The organism is Nonomuraea sp. NPDC023979 (genome assembly GCF_040639085.1).
Lineage (GTDB): Bacteria > Actinomycetota > Actinomycetes > Streptosporangiales > Streptosporangiaceae > Nonomuraea > Nonomuraea ceibae.
This window is the reverse complement of the sequence record NZ_JBEZZG010000015.1, coordinates 34,168-59,529: the sequence shown is the minus strand read 5'-3', so window position 1 is coordinate 59,529 and position 25,362 is coordinate 34,168. Positions and strand designations below refer to the sequence as shown.

The 25,362-nt window shown below is 71.9% G+C and carries 18 protein-coding genes; 9 read left to right on the top strand and 9 right to left on the bottom strand.

The window, feature by feature from the left end:
* Positions 1-5: 5 nt before the first annotated feature.
* Entirely contained in the window at positions 6-1,541 is a 1,536-nt protein-coding gene (locus AB0G11_RS25205; protein ID WP_219508322.1) for a long-chain fatty acid--CoA ligase, read from the bottom strand.
* A 140-nt stretch (positions 1,542-1,681) separates the two neighbouring features.
* On the opposite strand from AB0G11_RS25205, the gene AB0G11_RS25200 reads away from it, so the two are divergent.
* Together AB0G11_RS25200 and AB0G11_RS25195 are read left to right on the top strand one after the other, a co-directional pair.
* Positions 1,682-3,223, top strand: coding sequence for a GMC family oxidoreductase N-terminal domain-containing protein (locus tag AB0G11_RS25200; RefSeq protein ID WP_219508323.1), 1,542 nt, complete (start codon positions 1,682-1,684; stop codon positions 3,221-3,223).
* Between the two features lie 3 nt (positions 3,224-3,226).
* On the top strand, positions 3,227-4,069 hold the full coding sequence (locus tag AB0G11_RS25195; RefSeq protein WP_219508324.1) for an alpha/beta hydrolase: 843 nt from the start codon (positions 3,227-3,229) through the stop codon (positions 4,067-4,069).
* Here the strand turns inward: AB0G11_RS25195 and AB0G11_RS25190 are convergent.
* Positions 4,026-5,312, bottom strand: a complete 1,287-nt coding sequence (locus AB0G11_RS25190) for a methyltransferase domain-containing protein (RefSeq protein ID WP_357588577.1) — start codon at positions 5,310-5,312, stop codon at positions 4,026-4,028. The genes AB0G11_RS25195 and AB0G11_RS25190 overlap by 44 nt on opposite strands.
* 229 nt (positions 5,313-5,541) lie before the next feature.
* On the opposite strand from AB0G11_RS25190, the gene AB0G11_RS25185 reads away from it, so the two are divergent.
* A complete protein-coding gene (locus tag AB0G11_RS25185; protein WP_357588575.1) occupies positions 5,542-6,783 on the top strand; it encodes a cytochrome P450 in 1,242 nt (413 codons plus the stop codon).
* Between the two features lie 9 nt (positions 6,784-6,792).
* Here AB0G11_RS25185 and AB0G11_RS25180 read toward each other — a convergent pair whose 3' ends face one another.
* Entirely contained in the window at positions 6,793-8,421 is a 1,629-nt protein-coding gene (locus AB0G11_RS25180) for a hypothetical protein (protein WP_357588573.1), read from the bottom strand.
* A 447-nt stretch (positions 8,422-8,868) separates the two neighbouring features.
* Between AB0G11_RS25180 and leuS the strand changes: the two genes are divergently transcribed.
* Complete coding sequence (gene leuS, locus AB0G11_RS25175; protein WP_219508328.1) at positions 8,869-11,322, top strand: leucine--tRNA ligase; 2,454 nt, start codon at positions 8,869-8,871, stop codon at positions 11,320-11,322.
* A 3-nt stretch (positions 11,323-11,325) separates the two neighbouring features.
* Here the strand turns inward: leuS and AB0G11_RS25170 are convergent, their stop codons facing one another.
* Both AB0G11_RS25170 and AB0G11_RS25165 read right to left on the bottom strand, forming a co-directional pair.
* Positions 11,326-12,294: a TIGR03557 family F420-dependent LLM class oxidoreductase gene (locus tag AB0G11_RS25170; RefSeq protein WP_357588571.1), complete on the bottom strand. Its 969-nt coding sequence runs from the start codon at positions 12,292-12,294 to the stop codon at positions 11,326-11,328.
* A 50-nt stretch (positions 12,295-12,344) separates the two neighbouring features.
* A complete protein-coding gene (locus AB0G11_RS25165) occupies positions 12,345-12,767 on the bottom strand; it encodes a hypothetical protein (protein WP_357588569.1) in 423 nt (140 codons plus the stop codon).
* A gap of 90 nt (positions 12,768-12,857) precedes the next feature.
* Here AB0G11_RS25165 and AB0G11_RS25160 point away from each other — a divergent pair, with 90 nt between their 5' ends.
* Positions 12,858-16,013 (top strand): PDZ domain-containing protein, encoded by a 3,156-nt coding sequence (locus tag AB0G11_RS25160; RefSeq protein ID WP_357588567.1) that lies wholly within the window; start codon positions 12,858-12,860, stop codon positions 16,011-16,013.
* Between the two features lie 107 nt (positions 16,014-16,120).
* On the opposite strand, the gene AB0G11_RS25155 is transcribed toward AB0G11_RS25160, so the two are convergent.
* The 4 genes from AB0G11_RS25155 to lexA all read right to left on the bottom strand — a co-directional run bounded on the left by AB0G11_RS25155 (position 16,121) and on the right by lexA (position 20,154).
* Positions 16,121-16,798 (bottom strand): NPCBM/NEW2 domain-containing protein, encoded by a 678-nt coding sequence (locus tag AB0G11_RS25155; protein ID WP_219508332.1) that lies wholly within the window; start codon positions 16,796-16,798, stop codon positions 16,121-16,123.
* A gap of 40 nt (positions 16,799-16,838) precedes the next feature.
* Positions 16,839-17,951: an aminotransferase class I/II-fold pyridoxal phosphate-dependent enzyme gene (locus tag AB0G11_RS25150; protein WP_357588565.1), complete on the bottom strand. Its 1,113-nt coding sequence runs from the start codon at positions 17,949-17,951 to the stop codon at positions 16,839-16,841.
* A 387-nt stretch (positions 17,952-18,338) separates the two neighbouring features.
* A complete protein-coding gene (locus tag AB0G11_RS25145) occupies positions 18,339-18,725 on the bottom strand; it encodes a DoxX family protein (RefSeq protein ID WP_357588563.1) in 387 nt (128 codons plus the stop codon).
* Between the two features lie 721 nt (positions 18,726-19,446).
* Entirely contained in the window at positions 19,447-20,154 is a 708-nt protein-coding gene (gene lexA, locus AB0G11_RS25140; protein ID WP_357588561.1) for a transcriptional repressor LexA, read from the bottom strand.
* A 674-nt stretch (positions 20,155-20,828) separates the two neighbouring features.
* Here lexA and AB0G11_RS25135 point away from each other — a divergent pair.
* From AB0G11_RS25135 to AB0G11_RS25120, 4 genes are all read left to right on the top strand, one after another.
* On the top strand, positions 20,829-21,047 hold the full coding sequence (locus AB0G11_RS25135) for a hypothetical protein (protein WP_357588559.1): 219 nt from the start codon (positions 20,829-20,831) through the stop codon (positions 21,045-21,047).
* A 326-nt stretch (positions 21,048-21,373) separates the two neighbouring features.
* Positions 21,374-21,721 carry a LysM peptidoglycan-binding domain-containing protein gene (locus AB0G11_RS25130; RefSeq protein WP_357588558.1) on the top strand — a complete coding sequence of 116 codons (348 nt, stop codon included), beginning with the start codon at positions 21,374-21,376 and terminating at the stop codon, positions 21,719-21,721.
* A gap of 364 nt (positions 21,722-22,085) precedes the next feature.
* Positions 22,086-22,541, top strand: coding sequence for a transcriptional regulator NrdR (nrdR, locus tag AB0G11_RS25125; protein WP_219508337.1), 456 nt, complete (start codon positions 22,086-22,088; stop codon positions 22,539-22,541).
* Positions 22,538-25,351: a vitamin B12-dependent ribonucleotide reductase gene (locus AB0G11_RS25120; RefSeq protein ID WP_219508338.1), complete on the top strand. Its 2,814-nt coding sequence runs from the start codon at positions 22,538-22,540 to the stop codon at positions 25,349-25,351. Before nrdR ends, AB0G11_RS25120 begins: the two co-directional genes overlap by 4 nt.
* Positions 25,352-25,362: the final 11 nt, after the last annotated feature.

Genomic DNA, 25,362 nt, shown 5'->3' with positions numbered 1-25,362 from the left:
CGGCGTCAGCGCAGCTCGCGCTTGAGGATCTTGCCCGTCGCCGTCATCGGGAGCGCGTCACGGAACTCGACCACCCGCGGGTACTTGTAGGCCGCCATGGCCTCGCGGCTCCAGGCGATCAGGTCGTCCTCGGTCAGCGACGATCCCGGGGTGCGGATCACGTACGCCTTGATCTCCTCACCGTGGGAGTCGTGCGGGACGCCGACGACGGCGGCCAGCGAGACCTCCTCGTGGCCCATGAGGACCTCCTCCACCTCGCGCGGGTAGACGTTGAACCCGCCGCGGATGATCATGTCCTTGGCCCGGTCGATGATGGAGTAGTAGCCGTCGGCGTCCCGGGTGGCGATGTCGCCGGTGCGGAACCAGCCGTCGCGCATCACCTCGGCGGTGGCCTCGGGGCGGCCGTAGTAGCCCTTCATGACGTTGTGGCCGCGCACCGCGATCTCGCCCGGGCCCTCGCCCTCGACGGTCTTCCAGTCGGGGTCGACCAGCCGCATCTCCACGCCCCAGATCGGGGTGCCGATCGTGCCCGGCTTGGTGGGCCGGCCGAGCTGGTTGAAGCTCGCCACCGGCGAGGTCTCCGACAGGCCGTAGCCCTCCAGGATCGGGATGCCGAACGTCTTCTCGAAGTCCTTGAGCACCTCGACCGGCGAGGCCGAGCCGCCCGCCACCGCGATCCGCAGCGTGGACGGGGCCTCCTCGCCGTCGGCGTGGATCTTGGTGAGCAGGGCCCAGTACATGGTCGGCACGCCCGCGAAGAACGTGACCCCCTCGGCGCGCATGATGGCCAGCGCCTCACCCGGCTCGAAGCGCGGCATCAGCACCAGCGTCGCGCCGCGCATGAAACCGGTGTTGAGGATGACCGTCTGCCCGAAGGAGTGGAACAGCGGCAGCACCGCCAGATAGGTGTCGCCGCCCTCGGTGCGCGGGAACATCTTGTCGTTGACCATGACGTTCATGACCATGTTCTGGTGGCTGAGCTCGGCGCCCTTGGGGCGGCCCGTGGTGCCCGAGGTGTAGAGGATGACCGCGGTGTCGTCGGGCGCGGTCTGCACGGTCTCGAACTCGCCCGACATCCCGCCCAGCGCCGCCCAGATCGACTCGCCGTACTCCGACTCCGTGGCCAGCGCCGTGGCGGGCAGCACGAAGAAGTGCTCGCACCCCTCGGCCGCCTCGAACCCCGCCTTGCCGCGCTCGCCCAGCGGCAGCTCCGGCGTGCCCTCGAAGCAGAACAGCGCCTTGGCGTCGCTGTCGTCGAGGTGGTAGGCGATCTCCCGCGACTGCAGCAGCACGTTGAGCGGCACCACCGTCGCCCCGGCCTTGAGGATGCCGAAGTAGACGAACGGGAAGTAGGGCAGGTTGGGACAGGCGATCGCCACCTTGTCGCCCTTGCCGATGCCGCGCGACACGAGCAGGTTCGCGACCTGGCAGGCCACCGTGTCGATCATGGAGTAGGGCAGTCGCATGTCCCCGAAGACGATCGCGGTGGCATCCGGGGTGTTGCGCGCGCTGTCCTCCAGGACGCTCGACAGGTTGAGCATGCCTTTCCTCCCTCATCCAGGTGCTTGGGCACATCCTGTCAGCCTGACCATACCGACTGGTAGGTAACAGAGGTCACAAGTATGTATGGACGCGCCCCGTCGCCTGGAGTAAGCAAGTAGCACATCACTGAGGAGTGGCCATGGAGTACGACTACGTGATCGTCGGAGCCGGTTCGGCAGGGTGCGTGCTGGCCAACAGGCTGTCGGCGGACCCGGCGGTGACCGTCGCCCTCATCGAGGCCGGAGGCCGCGACGACAAGCTGGAGATCCGCATGCCCGCGGGCTTCGCCAAGCTGTTCAAGACCGGCTACGACTGGGACTACACCACGGCCAAGCAGAGTGAGATGGCCGGGCGTGAGCTCTACTGGCCGCGCGGCCGGGTCCTCGGCGGCTCCTCGTCGATCAACGCCCAGATGTGGGTGCGCGGCTGCGCGCTCGACTACGACCAGTGGGGCGTGCCCGGCTGGACGTACGAGGACGTGCTGCCCTACTTCAAACGCGCCGAGCGCCGGGTCGGCAGCAACCACGGCGGCGTCTACGGCACCGACGGGCCGCTGTTCATCTCCGAGCTGCGCAGCCCCAACGTCACCACCGCCGCCTTCCTCAGAGCGTGCGACGAGCTCGGCCTGCGGCGCGCCGACGAGATCAACGGCCACGTCAACGACGGCTACGGCCCCACCCCCGTCAACCAGGACCGCGGCCGCCGCTGGAGCGCCGCCGACGGCTACCTGCGCCCCGCGCTCAAACGCCCCAACCTCACCCTGATCACCGAGGCGGACGTGAACCGCGTCGTCTTCGACGGCAGGCGCGCCGTCGGCATCGAGCACAGCGGCGGCGCCCAGGTCAGGGCCCGGCGGGAGGTCATCCTGTCGGCGGGCGCCATCGGCTCCCCCTACCTGCTCATGCGCTCCGGCGTCGGCGCCGCCGACGAACTGCGCGACGCCGGGATCGCCGTCGTCCACGAACTGCCCGAAGTGGGCAAGAACCTCCAGGACCACCTGTCGTCCGGCGTGTTCGTCGCCTGCAAGCAGCCGGTCACGCTGACCAAGGCCGAGTCGCTGGGCAACCTGCTCCGCTACATCGTGCTGCGCTCCGGCATGCTCACCACGAACGTCGGCGAGGCCGTCGCGTTCATCCGCACCACGCCCGCCGAGCCCGCCCCCGACATCGAGCTGATCTTCGCGCCCGGCCCGTTCATCGACCACGGCCTCACCCCGCCCACCGGCCACGGCCTGACCGTCGGCGTCATCCTGCTCCAGCCCGAGAGCCGGGGCCGCATCGGGCTCAACGGCCGCGAAGTCCTCGTCGACCCCGGCTACCTGACCAAGGAAGCCGACGTGAAACGGCTCGTCGCCGGGCTCAAGGTGGCCAAGCAGGTGTTCGCCAGCGCCGCCATGAAGCCGTACGCCGGCGGCCCGATGCCCCCCTACACCGCGCCCGAGACCGACGACGAGCTGGCCCAATGGGTGCGCGAGCGCGGCGAGACCCTCTACCACCCGGTCGGCAGCTGCCGGATGGGTGCCGACGAGGACGCCGTCGTGGACCCGCAACTGCGCGTGCGCGGCCTCGACGGGCTCCGGGTCGCCGACGTGTCGATCATGCCGACGCTCAACCGCGGACACACCCACGCCCCCGCCATCATGATCGGCGAGAAGGCGGCCGACCTCATCGCGGCAGGCTGACCCGTGGAGATCCGGACGATCCACGCCAACGGGGTGGAGTTCGCGTACCTCACCGCCGGGGACGGGCCGCTCGCGCTCTGCCTGCACGGCTTCCCCGACACCGCACACACCTGGCGTCACCTCGTGCCCGCGCTCGCCGCCCGTGGCTACCGCGCCGTCGCGCCGTTCATGCGCGGCTACGCGCCCACGGAGATCCCCGCCGACGCCGCCTACGACGGCGACGCGCTCGCCGCCGACGCCCTCGCCCTGCACGAGCGGCTCGGCGGCGACGACTCGGCCGTCATCGTCGGCCACGACTGGGGCGCCGTCCCCGTGTACGCCACCGCCGACCGCTTCCGCGCCGCCGTCACCCTCGCCGTCCCGCCGCCCGCCGTCCTCCGCGCCGCCTTCCTGCACTACGAGCAGCTCAAACGGTCGTTCTACGTGTTCCTCTTCCAGACCGGACTGGCCGAGACCGCCGCGTCGGCGCCCGGGTTCCTCGAAGGGCTCTGGGCCGACTGGTCACCCGGCTACGACGCCACCCACGACCTGGAGCTCGTCCGCCGCAGCATCGGCGACCCCGCCCACCTGTCGGCCGCCATCGGCTACTACCGGGCCATGCTCGGCGCCGCCCCGCCCTCCGGCCGCCACCCCGCCGCCGGAGCCGCCGCCGCCACGCCGATCCTCTACCTCCACGGCGAACGCGACGGCTGCATCGGCGCCGACCTGGTCAAGGACGCCGCCGCCGCGCTGCCGCCCGGCTCCCGCGCCGAACCCGTCGCCGGCGCCGGGCACTTCCTCCACCTGGAGCGCCCGGCGGCCGTCAACGACCTCGTCCTGTCCTGGCTCGGGCCCGCCCGGGGCTGAGCACGACCAGCTCCGGGTGCCGGCCCGACAAACTCACCCGCACCCTCTCCCGTACGGTGAAGCCGTCCGGGACCCCGTCGTGCACCAGCGCCACCACCAGCCCGTCCGCCGCCAGCACCCGCCGCACCTCCCGCCACAGCCTCCCGGGATCCCCGGCCAGCAGCCCGCCCGCCGCGACCTGACGCCCCCACGGCGGGTTCACCAGCACCCGATCCACCACCCCGTCCCCCAGCGGAACGCGCCCCCCGTCCGCCACCCCCCACCAGAACCCACCGGAAGCGACACCACCGGCCCCGCCAACCAGAAGCCCCGCCCCGCCCGCCCAGCCTGCGCCGCGCGCACGGGAGTAGCCCGCCCCGGCCACGGGCCCGTCTGCCCTGGAGACGACCCCGGCGGCGGTGCGCCCCTCCGCCGGGACGCGGGTGACGGTGGGCGTTGGGTGGGTGCCCGCCTCAGGGGTGCCCGCACTGTACGCGGGGGCGAGGGGGAGCGTTGGGGCGGTGTGCAGGTGGGTGGCGTTGGTGGTGGCGGCCGTGATGGCGGCGGGGTTGTGGTCCAGGCCGAGGAAGCGGGCGTGGGGGGCGAGGGCGGCGGCCTCGAGGAGGGTGGTGCCGGCGCCGCAGCAGGGGTCGAGCACGGTGCGGGCGCCGTCGAGGCGGGCGAGGGCCGCCATGGCGGCGGCGAGCGGCGGGTGCAGGCTGCCCGGCACGGACCCGAGCTTGTACGGCCGGCGGTGCAGGGGCCGGGCCGCCAGGCGCAGTCCGATGACGGCGCGCTCGCCCTGGATCGTCACCCGGAACGCCAGGCATCCGGCGGGCGGCACGGCGCCGCCGGCGCGCGAGTGGTAGGGCAGCCGCAGCCGGCGGCCCAGCTCGGCCCCGACCGCGTCCTCGATGTCGTGGCGCGTGTAGGCGCGCCGCCCGACGAACGTGGCCGACACCTCGACCCCGGCCGCGTCCCGGTGCGGGAGCGGGCGGGGCGGCAGGGCGCGGAGGGCGCGGGCGGCGGCCGCCAGGCGGCGCAGGGCGAGGCGGCCGTGGCCGACCCCGTCCACCACGGCCGCCACCAGCAGCACGTCGTCGGCCGTCCGCAGCCCCAGCAGCCCGGGGCCGGGGTCGGCCGTGTCGAACCAGACCTCGCGATGGCGCAACCCGCGGACGGAGCCGAGCCGGGAACGGTGGATCTCAGCTGCGACCAGGGGTTCGATGCCATGCACCGCCCTGGCCACGGCAAGGGTGTGCACGTGTCCTTCTCCCATGGAGCGACCCGGGACGGCGGCCGGCCGTCCCGCATCGCCGGCGGTGGGTCATCCGCGACCCGCCGGCGGATCGCTAGCCGAGGAGGAAGAAGAACGTCATGCCGGTCACCGTAGCCACCGTCCGGCCCGGCTCGCCACACATTTTCCGGCCACGTACGTACGGTGTACGTCGAAAGCATTGACGTACCGGTATCGAGGCTCGAATGATGGCCCCATGAGCGTCGTTGACTTCGACCTGTCCGACCGCGATTTCTGGGCCAGGCCCATGGGCGAGCGCCGGGAGGCGTTCGACCGGCTGCGCCGCCTGGACAGCCCGGCCTTCTTCGAGGAGCCGGAGATCTCGTTCGCCCCGAAGGGCCCCGGCTACTACGCCCTGGTCCGGCACGCGGACATCCTCGAGGCCAGCCGCACCCCGGAGGTGTTCTCGTCGGGGGAGGGCGGCGCGACGAACATCCCGGACATGCCGGCCGAGTTCGCCGAGTACTTCGGGTCGATGATCAACATGGACGATCCCCGGCACGCCCGCCTGCGCCGGATCGTCTCGCGCGCGTTCACGCCGAAGATGATCAAGCAGTTCGAGACCGACGTGGAGTCGGCGGCCGTCAAGATCGTCGACGACCTGCTGGCCAAGGGTCCCGGCTGCGACTTCGTCACCGAGGTCGCCGCCCGGCTGCCCCTGAAGATCATCTGCGACATGATGGGCATCCCGGAGCGCGACTACGGGTTCGTCTTCGACCGGTCGAACATCATCCTCGGCGGCTTCGACCCCGAATACACCGGCCCCGACCTCGGCCAGCTCGCCGAGAAGCTGCTCACCGCAGGCATGGAGCTGCAGCAGCTCGTCCAGGACCTGGCCGCGCACCGCGCCGAACACCCGACGAACGACCTGACCTCGTCCCTGGTCAACGCCAACATCGACGGCGAGCAGCTCACCCTTCAGGAGCTCGGCTCGTTCTTCATCCTGCTCGTCGTGGCCGGCAACGAGACCACCCGCAACGCGATCTCGCACGGCCTGCGCCTGCTCACCACGAACCCCGACCAGCGCGCGCTGTGGCTGAGCGACCCGGAGGCCTACACCGGCACGGCCGTCGAGGAGATCGTCCGCCTCGCCTCGCCGGTCAACTTCATGCGCCGCAAGGTCACCCGCGACCACACGATGAACGGCCACCTCTACCGCAAGGGCGAGAAGGCCGTCCTCTACTACTGGGCGGCCAACCGCGACCCGGCGGTGTTCGAGGACCCGGAGCGGTTCGACATCACCCGCCACCCGAACCCGCACGTCGGCTTCGGCGGCCCGGGCCCGCACTTCTGCCTGGGCGCCCACCTGGCCCGCCGCGAGATCACGGTGATGTTCCGCGAGCTGCTGCGCCGCGTCCCCGGCATCGAGGGCGGCACGCCGGACCGGCTGCACTCCAGCTTCATCAACGGGATCAAGCACATGGAGTGCGCCTTCTAGCGTCCGGGCCTACCCCTGGGCGGTCACCTTCAGCCGGTTGATCACGGTGTTGAGGTCGGGGCGCAGGTTCTCGCCCTCCTCCGGGACCGACATGTAGACGACGGCCGGCAGCTCGGCGCCCGTGTCGAGCGCGGCCGTGACGATCGTGGCCTTCTCGCTCGCGGACGTGAGCGCGTACGCGATGAGCATGCCCTTGGCGTCGCCCACGGTCAGCTCCTGCTGGGCGATCTTCTTGACCCGGTTGGGCATCTCGAACAGGCGCTTGCGCGCGTCGACCACGACCGCCTTGATCGCCGGCTCCAGCTCGCCCGGCTTGGCGTAGGACGAGGCCAGCCGCTCCGGGAGCGGCCCGGTGAGCACCTGCGCGGCCAGGTTGGTGCCGACCATCGCGTACTGGCGGGTCTCGAAGCCGTACGTGCCCTTCACCGTGGGCCGCTCGTCCAGCCGCCAGGTGCCGCCGAGGCGCGGGACGGAGATGCCGGCGGCGGCGTCGGGCAGCGTGCCCGTCACGCCCGACGCCTTGCCCGGGAACTTCGGCAGGCGGGGGATCGTCGAGGTGGTCTTCTGCGGTCCGGGCGGCGGCGTCTTCGTGGTCTCCTGCGCGACGGGCGGCGTCTCCTTCGCCCCGGCGAGCGGACCGGCGAGGAACGCCCAGAGCAGGCCCGCGACCAGCGCGATCGCGACCGAGCCTGCCAGCGCGTAGATCCAGATGGGCTTGCCCTCCTCCAGGGTCTCGGGCTCGCCCATCTCGTTGTAGTCATCGCCGAAGACGGTGTCCCAGAGCTGCTGCTGGCGCTCGGGGGGAGGGGTGCGCGAGCCGCTGATCTGGCCGGCCGTGACGAACGGGCGGTCCGGGTCGGACGGGTCGCGGCTCAGGTTCGCGCCCGGCCTGCCGTGCTGCGCCTGGTGCTCGCCCGGCTGCTGGTGCGGGTCGTGCGCCTGGTCGAGGGGCTGGATCGGCGGCTGCTGCTGCTGCGGCTCGGCGACGGGCGCGGCGTGCGGCTGCCCGTGCCCGGGAGGCTGCGTGTGTCCGGGGGATTGCGTGTGCCCGGGGGTCTGTCCGTGGCCCTGCGGGTGTGCGTGGCCCTGCGCCTGGACCTGGGAGTACGTCATCGTGCGCTCGTCGGCGGCCTGCGAGGTCGGCACCACCGGCTGGTCGGGCGGGGGCGCGCTGTACGGGGTGTCCAGCGGCGAGGGGGACTGGTGGCGGGGCGCGGCGGAGTCCTGCGGCGGCCAGGGGGCCGGGGAGCTGAGGTTCGCCCAGGCGCCGGGCTGCGCGGCGGGCGGCTCCGACCACGCGGGCGCCGGGTCCGCGGGCTGCCCAGCGGTGTGCTGCCCAGCGGTGTGCTGCCCGGAGGAGGGCTGTCTGGTGGTGGGCCAGGACGTCGGCACCGGCTCGGCGTCGCGCCGGGCGGGCTGGGCCTCGGGCCGGGTGGCGTCGGCCCAGGAGAACTGCTCGGGCTGCGACGACCGGCCGGGCGGCTCGGGCCATGCGGCGGCGGGGGGAGCCTCGGGCCAGGCGGTGGGCGGCTGCTGGGCCGCCGGAGGCGTTTCGGGCCAGGAGGTCGGGACATCCTCGCGCGGGGCCTCGGGCCAGGACGGTGGCAGGTGAGGTGCTCCGGAATGCTCCGTTGCCATTGCTGCCGGCCCTCCTGTGGTTATGTCCGGATTCGACGTGCTGTGCATGATCTCATGGGATTTTCCAGGAGACCCAGCCGGCTTCGCAGGGAAACGGGCGAAGCCGTGCGGATCGGTCGGCGGATCCTGCTGGGGCAGGTCGGCCTCCGGTCGTTCCGGCTCAGCTGAATGCACCACGGCGACGAGAGTATTCTAATGGGACATATGAGGTCACAACGGATCTATCACCATCAGGTCTCACCGGCCTGAAGGCTCCATTGTGCCCGCCCGCGCCGCTTGAGCGCCTGCATTCGGTTGAAGAGGTGCGCTAGGCTTGACCTATGCGTTCCGCGACCCTGCTTCTTAGCGGGCCGCGACGGCCCTGAAGATCTCGCCGTCGCGGCTGCCCCTCGTCCTGCATACGAGGGGTTTTTCTATGGGTCCGAGTCAATCAGAAGGACAACCGCCGTGAGTGAGTACGACCCGCAGGCGCTGCAGGCCAAATGGCAGCAGCGATGGGAGGAGCTGGACCCGTTCCGGGCGAGCGAGGACGCCGCCGACCCGCGCGAGCGGCGCTACATGCTCGACATGTTCCCCTACCCCTCCGGCGACCTTCACATGGGCCACGGCGAGGTGTTCGCGATCGCCGACGTGGTCGCGCGCTACTGGTTCCAGCGCGGCTACAACGTCCTGCACCCCATCGGCTGGGACTCCTTCGGCCTGCCCGCCGAGAACGCCGCGATCAAGCGCAACGCCCACCCCGCGGAGTGGACCTACGCCAACATCGAGACGCAGGCCAACTCGTTCAAGCGCTACGGCATCTCCTTCGACTGGTCGCGCCGCCTGCACACCAGCGACGCCGACTACTTCCACTGGAACCAGTGGCTGTTCAACCGCTTCTTCGAGCGCGGCCTGGCCTACCGCAAGGGCGGCCTGGTCAACTGGTGCCCCAACGACCAGACCGTGCTGGCCAACGAGCAGGTCGTGGCCGGCAAGTGCGAGCGGTGCGGCGCGGACGTCGTCAGGCGCGAGCTGACGCAGTGGTACTTCAAGATCACTGACTACGCGCAGCGCCTGCTGGACGACATGGACCAGCTCGAAGGCGGCTGGCCCGAGCGCGTCATGACCATGCAGCGCAACTGGATCGGCCGCTCCGAGGGCGCCGACGTGCTGTTCCAGATCGAGGGCCGCGACGAGCCCGTGCACGTCTACACCACGCGCCCCGACACGCTGTTCGGCGCCACGTTCTTCGTGGTCGCGGTCGACGCCGCGCTGGCCGACGAGATCGTCACCGACGAGCAGCGCCCCGCGTTCGAGGCCTACCGCGCCGAGGTCGCCAAGCTGAGCGACATCGAGCGGCTGTCCACCGACAAGGAGAAGACCGGCGTCTTCCTGGGCCGCCACGCGATCAACCCGGTCAACGGCGAGCGCATCCCCGTCTGGGCCGCCGACTACGTGCTGTCCGACTACGGCCACGGCGCCATCATGGCCGTGCCCGCCCACGACCAGCGCGACCTCGACTTCGCCCGCAAGTTCGGGCTGCCGGTCAAGGTCGTCGTGCACACCGGGCTGGCCGACCCCGGCGAGACCGGCGAGGCCACGCCCGGCGAGGGCCGGCTGGTCAACTCCGGCCCGCTCGACGGCCTGACCAAGGCCGAGGCCATCGCCAAGATCATCGAGATCCTGGAGGTCGACGGCAAGGGCGCAGGCGCGGTCAACTTCCGGCTGCGCGACTGGCTGCTGTCGCGGCAGCGGTTCTGGGGCACGCCGATCCCGATCATCCACTGCGGCGACTGCGGCGAGGTGCCCGTCCCCGACGACCAGCTGCCGGTCACGCTGCCCGACCTGCGCGGCGAGGCGCTGTCGCCCAAGGGCGTCTCCCCGCTGGCCAGCGCCACCGACTGGGTCAACGTCGAGTGCCCCAAGTGCGGCGGCCCGGCCAAGCGCGACACCGACACCATGGACACCTTCGTCGACTCGTCCTGGTACTTCCTGCGCTACTGCTCGCCCGGCTACACCGAGGGCCCGTTCGACGTCGAGCAGGTCCGCAAGTGGGGCCCCATCGACCAGTACGTGGGCGGTGTCGAGCACGCGGTGCTGCACCTGCTCTACTCGCGCTTCTTCACCAAGGTCCTGCACGACATGGGCATGGTGAGCTTCACCGAGCCGTTCCTGCGGCTGCTCAACCAGGGCCAGGTGATCAACGGCGGCAAGGCGATGTCGAAGTCCCTGGGCAACGGCGTCGACCTGGGCCAGCAGATCGACGACTACGGCGTCGACGCGGTCCGCCTGACGATGGTGTTCGCCGGCCCGCCGGAGGACGACATCGACTGGGCCGACGTGTCGCCGGCGGCGTCGCAGAAGTTCCTGGCCCGCGCCTTCCGGGTGATGGACGAGACGGCCAGCGAGCCGGGCGTCTCCTTCGAGGGCGGCGACCTGGAGCTGCGCAAGATCACCCACCGGACCATCGACGAGGTCACCAAGCTGGTCGAGTCCTACCGCTTCAACGTCGCGGTGGCGCGCATGATGGAGCTGACCACGGCCGCCCGCCGGGCGATCGACTCCGGCCCCGGCGCCGCCGACCCGGCGGTGCGCGAGGCCGCCGAGGCGCTGGCCGTCATGCTGTCGCTGGTCGCCCCCTACACCGCCGAGGAGGGCTGGGAGCGGCTGGGCCACACCGGCGGCACCGTCGCCAAGGCAGGCTGGCCGGTCGCCGACCCGGCGCTGCTCGTCCAGGAGTCGGTCACCTGCGTCGTGCAGGTCGCGGGCAAGGTGCGCGAGCGGCTGGAGGTCCCGCCCGGCATCTCCGAGGACGAGCTGCGCGAGCTGGCCCTGGCCTCCGAGAAGGTCCAGGGCTACCTCCAGGGCACCCCGCGCAAGGTGATCGTCCGGGCGCCCAAGCTGGTCAACATCGTCCCCTGACGCTCACAGCCGGCGCAGGGCCGGCAGGAGGTCCTTCTCCGCCCAGGCGAAGAAGGGCTCCTGCTGGTCGGCGCCGATCTGCACGAGCGCGACGTGGGTGTAGCCGCCGTCGAGATAGGCGCGCACCGCCTCCACGACCGCGTCCACGTCGTTGCCGCACGGCACGCTCTGCGCGACGTCGTCGGGGCGTACGGTCGAGGCGGCGGCCGCGAAGTTGACCGGGCCGGGCAGCTCGGCCATGACCTTCCAGCCGCCGACGCCCGACCAGCGCCACAGCCGGTGCGCGCGTTCCTTGGCCGCCTCGGCGTCGGTGTCGTAGGAGAGCGCGAGCTGCCCGTACACCGGCTTGCCCGAGCCTCCGGCGTCGGCGAACGCGCTGACCACCTCGGGCATCGGGTCGTTGATGACCAGGATGTCCCCGTACTCGGCGGCGAGCCGCGCCGAGCTGGAGCCCGAGGCGGCGATCGCGATCGGCACCGGCTCCTCGGGCAGGTCGTACAGCTTGGCCGAGTCGACGTCGTAGAACTCGCCCTGGTAGGTGACGTAGCCGCCGCCGAACAGCTCGCGGATGATCTGCACGGCCTCACGCAGCATGCGGTGGCGCACGTCGGCGGACGGCCAGCCCTCGCCGATGACGTGCTCGTTGAGGTTCTCGCCCGCGCCGAGGCCGAGCGTGAACCGGCCGCCGCTCAGCACGCCCATCGTGGCCGCCTTCTGCGCCACCACCGCCGGGTGGTAACGCATGATCGGGCAGGTCACGTACGTCATGAGCGGCAGCCGGGCGGTGGCCTGGGCCGCGGCGCCGAGCACCGACCAGGCGTACGGTGAATGGCCCATCTCCTCGACCCACGGGAAGTAGTGGTCGGAGATGACCGCGTAGTCGAAGCCCGCCTGCTCGGCCCGGGCGGCGAAGTCGACGAGCTGCCGGGCGGGCGTCTGCTCGCACATCAGGGTGTAGCCGAATTCTGCCATGATGTCCGGACTACCCGGCTTCGTACAGGCTAGTTACCGGCCGGTGGAGATCAATGATGGTCCGCCAGCTCCTCCACCACCAGGCCGAGCCCGATGCCCAGCAGCCAGATGTCCTTGACGATGCCGATGCCCTCCTGCGACGGGCGCAGGCTGCCCTCCTGGCGCAGGCCCGGCGTCTTCAGGTAGAGCCCGATCAGCCCGCCCGCGAACCCGGTCAGCGCCACCCCGGCCAGCAGCGACGGCACCACGGGCAGCAGCAGGGCGGCGCCGAGCGCGATCTCGGCCTTCGACAGCAGCTTGACGAACCGCTGCGGCTCCAGCTTGCCCAGGAACGGATACGGGACGGTCGCCATCCCGTGCACCCCGGCGGCGGTCTGTTCGTCGGCGTGCGCCTTGGACAGGCCGGAGTTCAGGATGATCGCCCCGGCGGCGATCCTGGGCGGCATCTGGTGAGCGCGTGCGCAGAGTCTCATGCCGTGCTCCTGCCCCTGACGTGCGCGGCTGTCCGCTGAGCGCGGAAATTATCCTCTACGGTTCGATGGGCTGCGCATTAGTGTTCAGCTGTGACAACTGGCGCTTACCTGAGATTCCCGCACCTAAACGGTGACCTCGTCACCTTCGTCGCCGACGACGATGTCTGGCTCGCCCCCGTGACCGGCGGCCGGGCCTGGCGGTTCACCGCCGACCGGACCCCCGTCTCGGCCCCGCGTTTCTCCCCCGACGGCAGCCGCATCGCCTGGACCAGCACCCGCGAAGGCGCCCCCGAGGTGTTCGCGGCCGAGCTCGACGGCGGCGAGGGCGAGCGGCTCACCCACTGGGGCTCCGCCTCCACGCAGGCGCGCGGCTGGAGCGACGACGGCAGGCCCCGCGCGATCAGCGCCACCGGCCAGGGCGGGCGCAACAGGACGTGGGCGTACGAGATCCCGCTCGACGGCGGCCCCGCCACCCGCCTGCCGTACGGCTGGGTGAGCGACCTGTCCACCAGCGGCGATCGCGTGGTCACCGTGTCGCCGATGTGGCGCGAGCCGTCCGCCTGGAAGCGCTACCGGGGCGGCACCGCGGGCAAGATCTGGATCGACGCCGACGGCACCGGCGAGTTCACCCGGCTGTTCGCCGACAGCGCCGCCCAGCACTGGGCCGCCATGTGGATCGGCGACCGCATCGCCTTCCTCGCCGACACCGACGGCACCGGCAACCTCTACTCCGCCCTGCCCGACGGCTCCGACCTGCGCCGCCACAGCTCACACGACGCGTTCTACGCCCGCCACGCCGCCACCGACGGCGAGCGCGTCGTCTACTCCCACGCCGGCGACCTGTGGCTGCTGGAAAGCCTGGACGCCGAGCCGTACCCGCTCGACATCCGCCTCGGCGGCCCCCGGCCGGCCCGCGCCCGGCGGCCCGCCCCCGCCCGCGTCGGCGGCTTCTCACCCGACACGTCCGGGCGTGCGAGCGCCGTCGAGATCCGCGGCACCGCCCACTGGCTCACCCACCGCGACGGCCCCGCCGGCGCGCTGCGCGTCGAGCCCGGCGTCCGCGTCCGCCTGCCGCGCGCCCTCGGCTCCGACGGCCGCGCGATCTGGGTCTCCGACGCCACCGGCGAGGACGGCCTGGAGATCGGCACGCCCGGCGGCGAGATCCGCACCCTGGCCGCCGGCGAGCTCGGCCGCGTCCTCGAACTGGAGGCCGCCCCCGACGGCAAGCACGCCGCCGTCGCCACCCACGACGGCCGGCTCCTCGTCGCCGACCTGGAGACCGGCGACCTGCGCGAGCTCGACCGCACCGGCTACGGCGACATCAGCGGGCTGACGTTCTCGCCCGACTCCGCCTGGCTCGCCTGGGTGCACCCGCACCACAACCCGCTCTCGCAGATCAAGATGGGCCGCCTCGACGGCACCTCCGTCATCGAGGTCACGCCGCTCCGCTTCGCCGACTACGACCCCGTCTTCACCAAGGACGGCAAGCACCTGGCGTTCCTGTCGGTGCGCACCTTCGACCCGGTCTACGACGCGCACGTCTTCGACCTGTCGTTCCCCGCCGGCTGCCGGCCGTACCTGGTGCCGCTGCGCGCCGGCACGCCCTCCCCGTTCGACCCGAGCCTCCAGGGGCGCGGCTTCAACGGCGAGGACGACCACCCCACGCCGGAGGAGAAGAAGAAGGACAAGGACGACACACCGCCGCGCACCGAGGTCGACCCCGAAGGGCTCGCCTCCCGCGTCGTGCCCGTCCCGGTGCCCGCCGCCCGCTACAGCAACCTGCGCACCGCCAAGGACGCGCTGCTCTGGCTGCGCCACCCGCTGTCCGGCCAGCTCGGCGACGGCACCGAGCAGACCGGCGAGGTCGTCCTGGAGCGCTACGACCTGGCCAAGCGCGCCAAGTCCGAGCTCGGCAAGGAGATCCGCGCCTTCGAGGTGAGCGGCGACGGTACCCGCCTCGTCCTCAACGGCAAGAACGGCCTCCAGACCCGCCCGGCCGGAGACGGCGACGACGTCGTCACCATCGACCTCGACCGGGTCTCCGTCCAGCTCGACCCCGTCGCCGAATGGCGGCAGGGCTACCGCGAGGCCGGGCGGCTCATGCGCGACCACTTCTGGCGCGCCGACATGAACGGCGTCGACTGGCAGGCCGTGCTCGACCGCTACGAGCCGCTGGTCGAGCGGATCGGCTCCCACTCCGAGCTGGTCGACCTGCTCTGGGAGGTGCAGGGCGAGCTCGGCACCTCCCACGCCTACGCCATCGCCAACGGCGCCCCCGTCGACCCGCGCCGCCGCCAGGGCCTGCTCGGCGCCGACCTGTCCCGCGACGACGACGGCACCTGGCGCGTCGCTCGCATCCTGCCGGGCGAGACCTCCGACCACGACGCCCGCTCGCCGCTGCTCGCGCCCGGCGTCGCCGTCCGCGCAGGTGACGCGATCGTCGCAGTCAACGGCCGGCCCGTCGACCCGGCGCGCGGCCCGCTGCCCCTGCTCGCGGGCACGGCGGGCCACCCCGTCGAGCTCACCGTACGGGCCGGCACCGGCGGCGAGCCGCGCAAGGTCGTGGTGACGCCCATCGCCGACGAGCTCCGGCTGCGCTACCACGACTGGGTGGAGAACCGGCGCGCCTACGTCCGCGAGGCGTCCGGCGGCCGGCTCGGCTACCTGCACGTGCCCGACATGGTCGCCGCCGGGTGGGCGCAGTTCCACCGCGACCTGCGGACGGAGATGGCCCGCGAGGGTTTGGTCGTGGACGTGCGCGAGAACGGCGGCGGGCACGTCTCCGAGCTCGTGCTGGAGAAGCTGTCACGCCGGGTCACCGGCTGGATCCAGGTGCGCGGCAACCAGCCGATGCGCTACCCCGAGGACTCGCCGCGCGGCCCCGTCGTCGCCGTCACCGACGAGTACGCCGGATCCGACGGCGACATCGTCAGCGCCGGGATCAAGAACCGCGCCATCGGCCCGCTCGTCGGCGTCCGCACCTGGGGCGGCGTGATCGGCATCGACTCCCGCTACTCGCTGGTCGACGGCACCGCCGTCACGCAGCCGCGCTACTCGTTCTGGCTCGAAGGGCCCGGGTGGGGGGTGGAGAACCACGGCGTCGACCCCGACATCGAGGTCGTCATCACCCCGCAGGACCGCGTCGCCGGGCGCGACCCGCAACTGGAGAAGGCCGTCGAGCTCGCGCTCGCCGCGCTGGAGGAGACCCCGGCGGCCACCGCCCCGGACCTGCCGCCTCTGCCCTGACCCGAGGCATGCGGGGCGCCCCGTACGGCCGGTTTCACGACGACGCCCGACGGTCGCCCTGCCCGGCGGCCCTCACGACACGCGAGGGTCGCCCCACACGGCGGCCCTCACGACACCCGAGGGTCGCCCCACACGGCGGTCGAGGTGAAGCAGGTCTCGGCCTCCGTCCGCAGGATCACGACGCTCGCCCCGTCGAGGGTCACGTCCATCGTCGCCGGCCGCTTGAGCTGGGCGGCGACCGAGCCGACCTCCTCGTCGGAGTCGGGCTGGCCGTCCTCGTCCCGGTCGGCGAAGACCGTGAACGTCACCGCCTGCTCACTGTCCTCGGCCTCGGCGAGCCCCACCGTGGCCTCGAACCGCTGGTAGCCCTTGCCGAGCGGGAAGACCGTCGTCGCCATGTTCGTCCCGCAGTCGGTCGCGAAGCCGAGGCTGTGCCGGTAGGTGTGCCCGCCGATCCGCTGCGTGCCCTTGATCGGCGCGGACTCGGTCGGGGTCAGGCTCGACAAGAGGAGGGCGCCCTCCGTGAGCGCCGACCGGCCCGGCTCCGGCGACGTGCCCGCCGGCTCCGTGATGGTCGCCGTCGCGGTGATCGTCACCGTGGCCGCCGGCGACGGCGTCACCTGCGCCGCCTGGCTGGCCCCCTCGTCCTTACCGGCCAGGTAGGTCATGTAGGCCACGACCACGCCCGCCAACGCGGTGATCACCGCGGCCAGGATCTGCCCGTTGCGCCCCTCGCGCGCGGCTTTGACCGCGGGGTCGTCGTCGTCGCGTGGCTCTGTCGTCATTCATCCTCGGCTGGGGGTTACGCGGAGTGAGGAATGACGATCATACCGTCACCGAGCCGATCCTACGCAGGATCTCCTCCAGAACGGGCCGGCCGGTCGCGAAGTTCAGCCGGACGAACGTCTCCCCGCCCGGCCCGAACGCCGTCCCGTCACTCAGCAGCACCCGGGCCTCCCGCTCCAGCACCTCCGCCATCCCCGGCCGGTCGTAACCCAGCCACGCCAGATAGGTGGCCTCCGGCACCCGGTACGTGACGCCCTCCGGCAGGCCGGACGCGATCAGGTGCCGGTTGTGGTCCAGCAGCGCCCGCGTCTCCTCCAGCCACGCGTCGCCGTGCCTCCACGCCGCGACCGTCGCCTCCACGCCGAACACGCTCGGCGACCCGAACACGAACTCCGGCTGCGCGTCCAGCGCCTTACGCGCCGCCGGCGCGCCCACGTGCGCCACCGAGCAGCGGATCCCGCCCAGGTTGAACGCCTTCGTGGCCGACGTCAGCGTCACGGTACGGTTCGGCAGGATCGTCGCGAACGGGATGTGCCGGTGCGGCTCGTACACCAGGTCGGCGTGGATCTCGTCCGAGATCACCAGCAGGTCGTGCCGCTCCGCGTGCTCCGCCAGCTCCTCCAGCTCCGCCCGGGTGAACACCCTGCCGGTCGGATTGTGCGGATTGACCAGCAGCAGCACCCGGCATCCCGCCAGATCCGGCACCTCGAACCGCCACGAATCCCCGTCCGCCACCATCGGCACCGGCCGCAGCGGCCGGCCCATCGACTCCAGCGTGCCCAGGAACGGGTGATAGGCCGGAGTGTGCAGCGCCACCGCGTCACCCCGCTCGGTGCAGACGTGCAGGAGCACCTGCAGGGCCTGGTTCAGGTCGGAGTACGTGCGCACCGATCCCGCGTCCGCCGCCCAGCCGAACCGTGCGGCCATCCGCTCCGCGAACGCCTCCGCCAGCGGCTCGCACTGCGGGCTGTCCAGCCACACCGGGTAGCCCAGGTCCCCGTCGGCCCGCCGCCGCAGCGCCTCACGCACCGCCGGGGCCGTGCGGAGGTCCATGTCGGCCACCCAGGCGGGAATCACCCCCGGGGCGGCCTTCGCCCACTTCAGTCCGTCATTGGATGCCTTGAAGTCCTTGCCCACGAATGCGTTGCTCACCCGATCAGTGTAGAAACATCCGGATTCGTCCGCCGGGCTGGTCCGTCCGCCGGGCTGGTCCGTCCACCGAGCTGGTCCGTCCACCGAGCCGGTCCGTCCACTGAGCCGGTCCGTCCATCGAGCCGGTCCGTCCACTGAGCCGGTCCGTCCATCGAGCCGGTCCGTCCCCTCAGGCCGACCGGCCTTCTCGCGCCTCACGTCGCCAAGGGCGGCCGCCTCGGCCTTCCCCTCGCCCAGAGGCCTCCACCTCGCCCAGCGGCGGACCAGGGGCTACTTCACCCAGCGTCCTTCACCACCCCCAGCAGTCTTCACCGCGCCCAGCAGCCTTGAAAGCACCCCCAGCGGCCTTGACCGTGCCCAGCGGCCTCTACGGCGCGGGGCGCCGTCTCACCTCGCCGAGGTGAGACGGCGCAGCAGCCGCGCCGTACTCCGCCGCCGCCCCCACGCGATCACACCGCTCACCACGAGGAGCGCCAACGGCAGCACCACACTGCCCCCGGACACGAACGCCTCCGTCACGACGGCCCCCGCCATCAGCCCCACGAACGCCAGCCCCGCGAGCCCCGCCAGCGCCGGCACCAGCAGCGCCACGGCCCCCGCCACCTCCAGCACCCCGACCAGCTGCCGGAACCAGTCCCCCCAGCCGATCGCCTCGAACGTCGACGCCGCAGGCTCCGCCCCGGCGAACTTCGCCAACGCCCCCATCACGAACCAGCCCGCCGCGACCACCTGCAGCACCCACAGAGCGAACCCGCCCACCTTGCTCTTGTCCATGCAACCGACGCTACGAAGCCCCTGTGGGACGCGGAATCGCCCTGCCTACCGGACCAGGGTGCACCTAGATGCACCACCCCCGAGCACACGCCCGCCGGTCCGAACGAGAGAAGCCGCACAGGGATGGGCACAGGCAGCCGCGAGGTGCCCCCTAGTACGAGGACCACGCTCATCTCCCGCCGGACTTCAGGCTGGAGCACAGGCCGGGGAATCGGAGGAGAGAGGGCACGAGGAGAGAGCGCGTGAGGGGGAGGGCATGAGGGTCGGCAGGGGCACCGTGCGGCGGCGGCAGCGTGCGGCATGGGGTGCGTGCGGCAGTGGCACGTGCGGCGGCCGGACTGGGCCTGCGGCGGCGGCTGGGGCTGGGCCTGCGGCGGGGACCCCGGGGCGGCGACTGAGGCCGGGGCCGCGCCTTGGGCCGGGGCCCGCGCCTTGGGCCGGGGCCGCGTCTGGCGTGGGCGGCGCCTGAGGCCGGGACCGAGGGATGGGGCGGCGACTGGGACGGGGGCCGCGGGCGAAGGGCAGGGGCGGGCCTGGGCCGCACCTGGGGCCGGGCTGGCTCCGTCGTCGGTAGGTGGGGGCCAGGGGTGAGCCGGGGCGTACAGAGGCAGCGGAAAGCGTGCGTGCCGCGGATGCAGGAGGGGGCATCCGCGGGCACGCCGGGAGGGGGCTCGTGGCGACCGGCTCGGGCAAGAGGGTAGGCCCGGGCCGGCGTCGAAGGTCAGAGGCGGCGCAGGACCGCTACGACCTTGCCCAGGACGCTGGCCTCGTCGCCCGGGATGGGCTCGTAGTTGGGGTTGTGCGGCACCAGCCAGACGTGGCCGTCCTTGCGCTTGAACGTCTTGACCGTGGCCTCGCCCTCGATCATGGCGGCCACGATGTCGCCGCTCTCGGCGACCGGCTGCTGGCGGACCACGACCCAGTCGCCGTCGGCGATGGCGGCGTCGATCATCGAGTCACCGGCGACCTGGAGGAGGAACAGCGTGCCCTCGCCGACAAGCTGCTTGGGCAGCGCGAAGACGTCCTCGACGCTCTCCTCGGCGAGGATTGGGCCACCGGCGGCGATGCGGCCCACGAGCGGGACGTAGGCGGCGGTGGGCCGGCTGACGGGCGACTCGTCGTTGGAGGCGTCGGGGTCGACCCAGAGCACCGGCTCGCCCGGCAGGCGGACCTCAAGCGCGCGCGGGCGGTGTGGGTCACGCCGCAGATAGCCCTTGCGCTGCAGGGCGGTCAACTGGTGCGACACGCTGGACGTGCTCGTCAACTGCACGGCTTCGCCGATCTCGCGCATGGACGGCGGATAGCCGCGCTGCTGCACCGAGTCGCGGATCACCTCAAGGATCTTGCGCTGCCTCGGGGTCAGCCCCAGGGAGTCACGTCGGCGCACCGCGAGGTCGGTGACCCCGTTTGCCTCGTCCCGCTCGCTCATGCTCTGCCTCCTCGCCCGGCGGGCCGCCTTACCGGCGCCCCTCCCGGTCCGTGGTCTTGATGTCGCACACAGCGACCGTATCGCTCTTGAAGATCATCTTCAAACAATTGTTCGAGTCTTCCTCGAAATCGGTCGCGGCGTGGTGTACAACATCGTACGGGAGTTCGATCGACATCGTGTTCGATATGCCGATCTTTATGTGGCCCGTTTCGCGGGCCGCGACGGCGGGAGGTCAATCGTGCGAACGACCACAATCACAGACGCGACCAGCGACGACGTCAATCATCTCACCCTCATCGCCGACGCCACCCAGGACAGACGCCCCGCCCGGGCGCACGGGGAATCCAGGGGCGGCGACGCGGAGGCAGGGGGCGGGGAGGCCGGGGGACGGGCGAGGGGGAAGGTGAGCGGGCGTTCGAGAACTCGCGGGGGAGGCGCTGGGCGGTCATACGGGGACGGGGAGGGCATTCGGCGCGCCGGCCGTTCGGCGGGAGGTTCGGGGAGCCGTGGCGTGACCGGCTCCGCGGGTGGTGGCGCTGGGGAGCGCGGATCGGCAGGGAGTCGTGGCATGGGGGAGCGTGGGCAAGCGCGGGGGCGTGGCGTAGGCGACCCCGGCGCGGCGGGACGGGGCGCGGGCGGGCCTGGCGTGGCGGGACGGGGCGCGGACGACCCCGGTGCGGCGGGTCGTGGTGCGGGCGGGCCTGGCGCGGGCGAGCGCGCGGGTGGGCGTGCGGGCGGGGGCGCTGGGGAGCGGCCTCGGCTGTGGCTGGTGCCGCCGCCCCGGGCCGAGGTGGGGGCCGACGGGACGGACCGTACGGGCCGAGAGGGTCGAAGGGTTCGAGGAGGCGTACGGGCGGCGCGGCGGCGCGGCGGTGCACCGGTGCGGCTCGTGAAGTCGGAGGGCGCGGCGTCCCCGGGGCGGCCGGGCATGGTGCTCGTGCAGGGCTCGGGCAAGGGTGCCGCGCGACGCTCGGCGGACGGGGCGGCGTGGCGCTCCGGGGAGAAGAGCGTGCCGGGGCGGCAGGGGGACGCGGCTCCGGGGCGGCGAGGGCGCAGGGCGCAGGTGAGGCGAGCGGGCAAGGCTTCGGCGTGGTGGGGGAGCGAGGCGTCGGCGCAGTGCGGGGACAAGGCTTCAGCGCGACAGGGAGGCAAGGCGGCACGGCGGGGAGGCAAAGCGGTACGGCGGGGAGGCAAGGCGGTGCGGCCAGGAGGCAAAGCGGTGCGGCCAGGAGGCAAGGCGGCGCGGCAGGGGGAGAGGGTGCCGGTGCGGTTGACGCGGCGGGGGAGGGCGGTGCTGGTGATGGGGGTGGCGCTGCTGTCGCTGGCCGGGTTCTGGCTGGGGACGCGGGCGGCGAGCATGGCGGAGGCCGAGCCCGCGACCCCGGCCCAGGTCGGCGCGCCGTGGATCGAGGTGCAGCGTGGCGACACGATCTGGACGATCGCCGATGCCATGGCCGGGGAGGGCGAGGACCCGATGGCGATCGTGGCGGAGATCCGGCGGCTCAACGGGTTGCCCGATTCGCTCATCCGGACGGGCACCAAGTTGTACGTGCCGGCGTCGCCGTGAACTGAGGGGTGAGAGCGTCACACGGGGGAAGCGGTGTGACGCTGGTTCACGCGCGAGCGGGGGCGCAAACGGCGTGACAGGGGACCGCTGCGGTGACGGATGTGACACCGCCGGGGCGACACGCCCGGGGAGGGCGGCAGTGCCGCGCCTGATCAGCGACTTCCGCGGCGGGGGGTCGCTCAACTTGCGTTCATGGTCGCGCGCTTCTACGGTTGGACCACAACATCTAGTAGTTACACCGATGTAGTTCACCACACCTTGTGTTTACGCGACCGCTCCACGGACAGCCGTGGAGTGTGCGCGAGCGTACCGGGGCGCGGGTTCGGCGCATGTGGTGACCCGGGGTCCGAGGAGGCGTACGCGCGTGCATTGTCCGTTCTGTCGCCACCCCGACACGAGGGTCATCGACAGCCGCTCCACGGAGGACGGCGCGGCGATCAGACGCCGTCGCACGTGCCCCGACTGCGGGCGACGCTTCACCACCCAGGAGACCGTACTCCTCATGGTGAGCAAACGCAGCGGGGTGACCGAGCCCTTCTCCAGGGACAAGGTCGTCGCGGGCGTGCGGCGGGCCTGCCAGGGCAGGCCGGTGAGCGAGGACTCGCTGGCCCAGCTCGGCCAGAGCGTGGAGGAGGCCATCCGCGCCAAGGGTGCGGCGGAGATCCCCTCCAACGAGGTGGGGCTGGCGATCCTCGGGCCGCTGCGCGCGCTCGACGAGGTGGCCTATTTGCGTTTCGCATCGGTATATCGCGGTTTCGAAAGCCTGGCGGACTTCGAAGCCGAGATCTCTCAGTTGAAGGCGGAGAAGGGGGAGTCATGACGGAGACGGCCAGCGGTTCAGTCACGCGCGGAGGAAACGGTGGAAAGCGCCCGCGCAAGGGCCTGAAGATGAAGCGGATCTTCACCAAGCCCGGCGTGCATCCGTACGACGACGTGACGTGGGAGCGCCGTGACGTCGTCATGACCAACTGGCGCGACGGCTCGGTCAACTTCGAGCAGCGGGGAGTCGAGTTCCCCGAGTTCTGGTCGGTCAACGCCGCCAACATCGTGACGACCAAGTACTTCCGCGGCGCCGTCGGCACCCCGCAGCGCGAGTTCAGCCTGCGCCAGCTCGTGGACCGCGTCGTGGGCGTCTACACGCGCACGGGCGTCGAGCACGGCTACTTCGCCACCGACGAGGACGCCGAGATCTTCGACCACGAGCTGAAGCACGCCCTGATCCACCAGGTGTTCGCCTTCAACTCGCCGGTCTGGTTCAACGTGGGCACCCAGTCGCCGCAGCAGGTGTCGGCGTGCTTCATCCTCTCCGTGGACGACCAGATGGAGTCGATCCTGGAGTGGTACAAGGAAGAGGGCGTGATCTTCAAGGGCGGTTCCGGATCGGGCGTCAACCTGTCGCGCATCCGCTCGTCCAAGGAGCTGCTCTCCAGCGGCGGCACCGCCAGCGGCCCCGTGTCGTTCATGCGCGGCGCCGACGCGAGCGCCGGCACGATCAAGTCCGGCGGCGCCACCCGCCGGGCCGCCAAGATGGTCGTGCTCGACGTGGACCACCCCGACATCGAGGAGTTCATCGAGACCAAGGCGCGCGAGGAGGACAAGGTCCGCGCGCTGCGCGACGCCGGGTTCGACATGGACCTGGGCGGCAAGGACATCGTCTCCGTCCAGTACCAGAACGCCAACAACTCGGTGCGCGTCTCCGACGAGTTCATGCGCGCGGTGGAGAAGGGCGGCGAGTTCGGGCTGCGCGCCCGCCTCAGCGGCGAGGTGATCGAGACCGTCGACGCCCGCGACCTGTTCCGCAAGATGGCCAAGGCCGCGTGGGAGTGCGCCGACCCGGGCGTGCAGTACGACGACACGATCAACGACTGGCACACCACCCCCGAGACCGGTCGCATCACCGCCTCCAACCCGTGCAGCGAGTACGTCCACCTGGACAACTCCTCCTGCAACCTGGCCAGCATCAACCTGCTGAAGTTCCTGAAGGACGACAACTCCTTCGACGTCGCGAACTTCGTCAAGCTGACCGAGCTGATCATCACCGCGATGGACATCTCGATCTGCTTCGCCGACTTCCCGACGGAGAAGATCGGCGAGACCACCCGCGCCTACCGCCAGCTCGGCATCGGCTACGCCAACCTGGGCGCGCTGCTGATGGCGACCGGCCACGCGTACGACTCCGACGGCGGCCGGGCGGTGGCCGGGGCGATCACGTCGCTGATGACCGGCGTGTCCTACCGCCGCAGCGCCGAGCTGGCCGGGGTCGTGGGCGCGTACGACGGCTACGCCCGCAACGCCGAGCCGCACAAGCGCGTGATGCGCAAGCACGCCTCCGCCAACGACGGGCTGCGCACGATCGGCTCGATGGACGCCAAGATCCACGCCGAGGCGACCCGCCAGTGGTCGGAGTGCCTCAAGGTCGGCGAGAAGAACGGCTACCGCAACGCCCAGGCCAGCCTGCTGGCCCCGACGGGCACCATCGGCCTGATGATGGACTGCGACACCACCGGCATCGAGCCGGACCTGGCGCTGGTCAAGTTCAAGAAGCTGGTCGGCGGCGGCTCCATGCAGATCGTCAACCAGACGATCCCGCGTGCGCTGCGGCAGCTCGGCTACCAGCAGGAGCAGATCGAGGCCATCGTCGAGTACATCGCCGAGCACGGCCACGTCGTCGACGCCCCCGGCCTGCGGCACGAGCACTACGAGGTGTTCGACTGCGCGATGGGCGAGCGGGCGATCGCGCCCATGGGCCACGTGCGGATGATGGCCGCCACGCAGCCGTTCCTGTCGGGCGCCATCTCCAAGACCGTCAACCTGCCCGAGTCGGCCTCGATCGACGACATCGAGCAGGTCTACATGGAGGGCTGGCGGCTCGGTCTCAAGGCCCTGGCCGTCTACCGCGACAACTGCAAGGTCGGCCAGCCGCTGTCGGCCGGCGGCACCAAGAAGGACGAGGCCAAGCCGGACGCCGAGCCCGAGGTCAAGGTCATCGAGGTCAACCGGCCGACCCGGCGCCGGATGCCCAACCAGCGGCCGAGCACCACGACCCGCTTCACGGTCGGCGGCGCCAAGGGCTACATGACCGCTTCGTCCTACCCGGACGACGGGCTGGGCGAGGTCTTCCTCAAGATGTCCAAGCAGGGCTCCACGCTGGCGGGCGTCATGGACGCCTTCTCGGTGGCGATCTCCATCGGTCTCCAGTACGGGGTGCCGCTGGAGACGTACATGAGCAAGTTCGTCAACATGCGGTTCGAGCCGGCGGGCATGACGGACGACCCGGACATCCGGATGGCCACGTCGGTGATGGACTACATCTTCCGCCGCCTGGCGCTCGACCACCTGCCCTACGAGGAGCGGGCGGCGCTGGGCATCTTCTCGGCGGCCGAGCGGGCGGCGCAGCAGCGCGGCGAGGACCCGGCGGCGCTGCAGGAGACGGTCGACCGCGAGGCGCTGGCCCAGTCGGCGCCCATCGAGGAGAAGCCGAAGCCGGAGCCGTCCAAGGAGCTGACGCTGGAGAGCCACCAGCGCTTCACGGCCGACGCCCCGCTCTGCATGACGTGCGGCACCAAGATGCGCCCGGCGGGCAGCTGCTACGTCTGCGAGGGCTGCGGCTCCACCAGCGGCTGCAGCTGACGACATCCGGG

Coding starts and splice junctions, on each gene's coding strand:
- AB0G11_RS25205 (WP_219508322.1), bottom strand. CDS start 1,541: ATGCTCAACCTGTCGAGCGTCCTGGAGGACAGCGCGCGCAACACCCCG.
- AB0G11_RS25200 (WP_219508323.1), top strand. CDS start 1,682: ATGGAGTACGACTACGTGATCGTCGGAGCCGGTTCGGCAGGGTGCGTG.
- AB0G11_RS25185 (WP_357588575.1), top strand. CDS start 5,542: ATGAGCGTCGTTGACTTCGACCTGTCCGACCGCGATTTCTGGGCCAGG.
- AB0G11_RS25180 (WP_357588573.1), bottom strand. CDS start 8,421: ATGGCAACGGAGCATTCCGGAGCACCTCACCTGCCACCGTCCTGGCCC.
- AB0G11_RS25170 (WP_357588571.1), bottom strand. CDS start 12,294: ATGGCAGAATTCGGCTACACCCTGATGTGCGAGCAGACGCCCGCCCGG.
- AB0G11_RS25165 (WP_357588569.1), bottom strand. CDS start 12,767: ATGAGACTCTGCGCACGCGCTCACCAGATGCCGCCCAGGATCGCCGCC.
- AB0G11_RS25155 (WP_219508332.1), bottom strand. CDS start 16,798: ATGACGACAGAGCCACGCGACGACGACGACCCCGCGGTCAAAGCCGCG.
- AB0G11_RS25145 (WP_357588563.1), bottom strand. CDS start 18,725: ATGGACAAGAGCAAGGTGGGCGGGTTCGCTCTGTGGGTGCTGCAGGTG.
- lexA (WP_357588561.1), bottom strand. CDS start 20,154: ATGAGCGAGCGGGACGAGGCAAACGGGGTCACCGACCTCGCGGTGCGC.
- AB0G11_RS25120 (WP_219508338.1), top strand. CDS start 22,538: ATGACGGAGACGGCCAGCGGTTCAGTCACGCGCGGAGGAAACGGTGGA.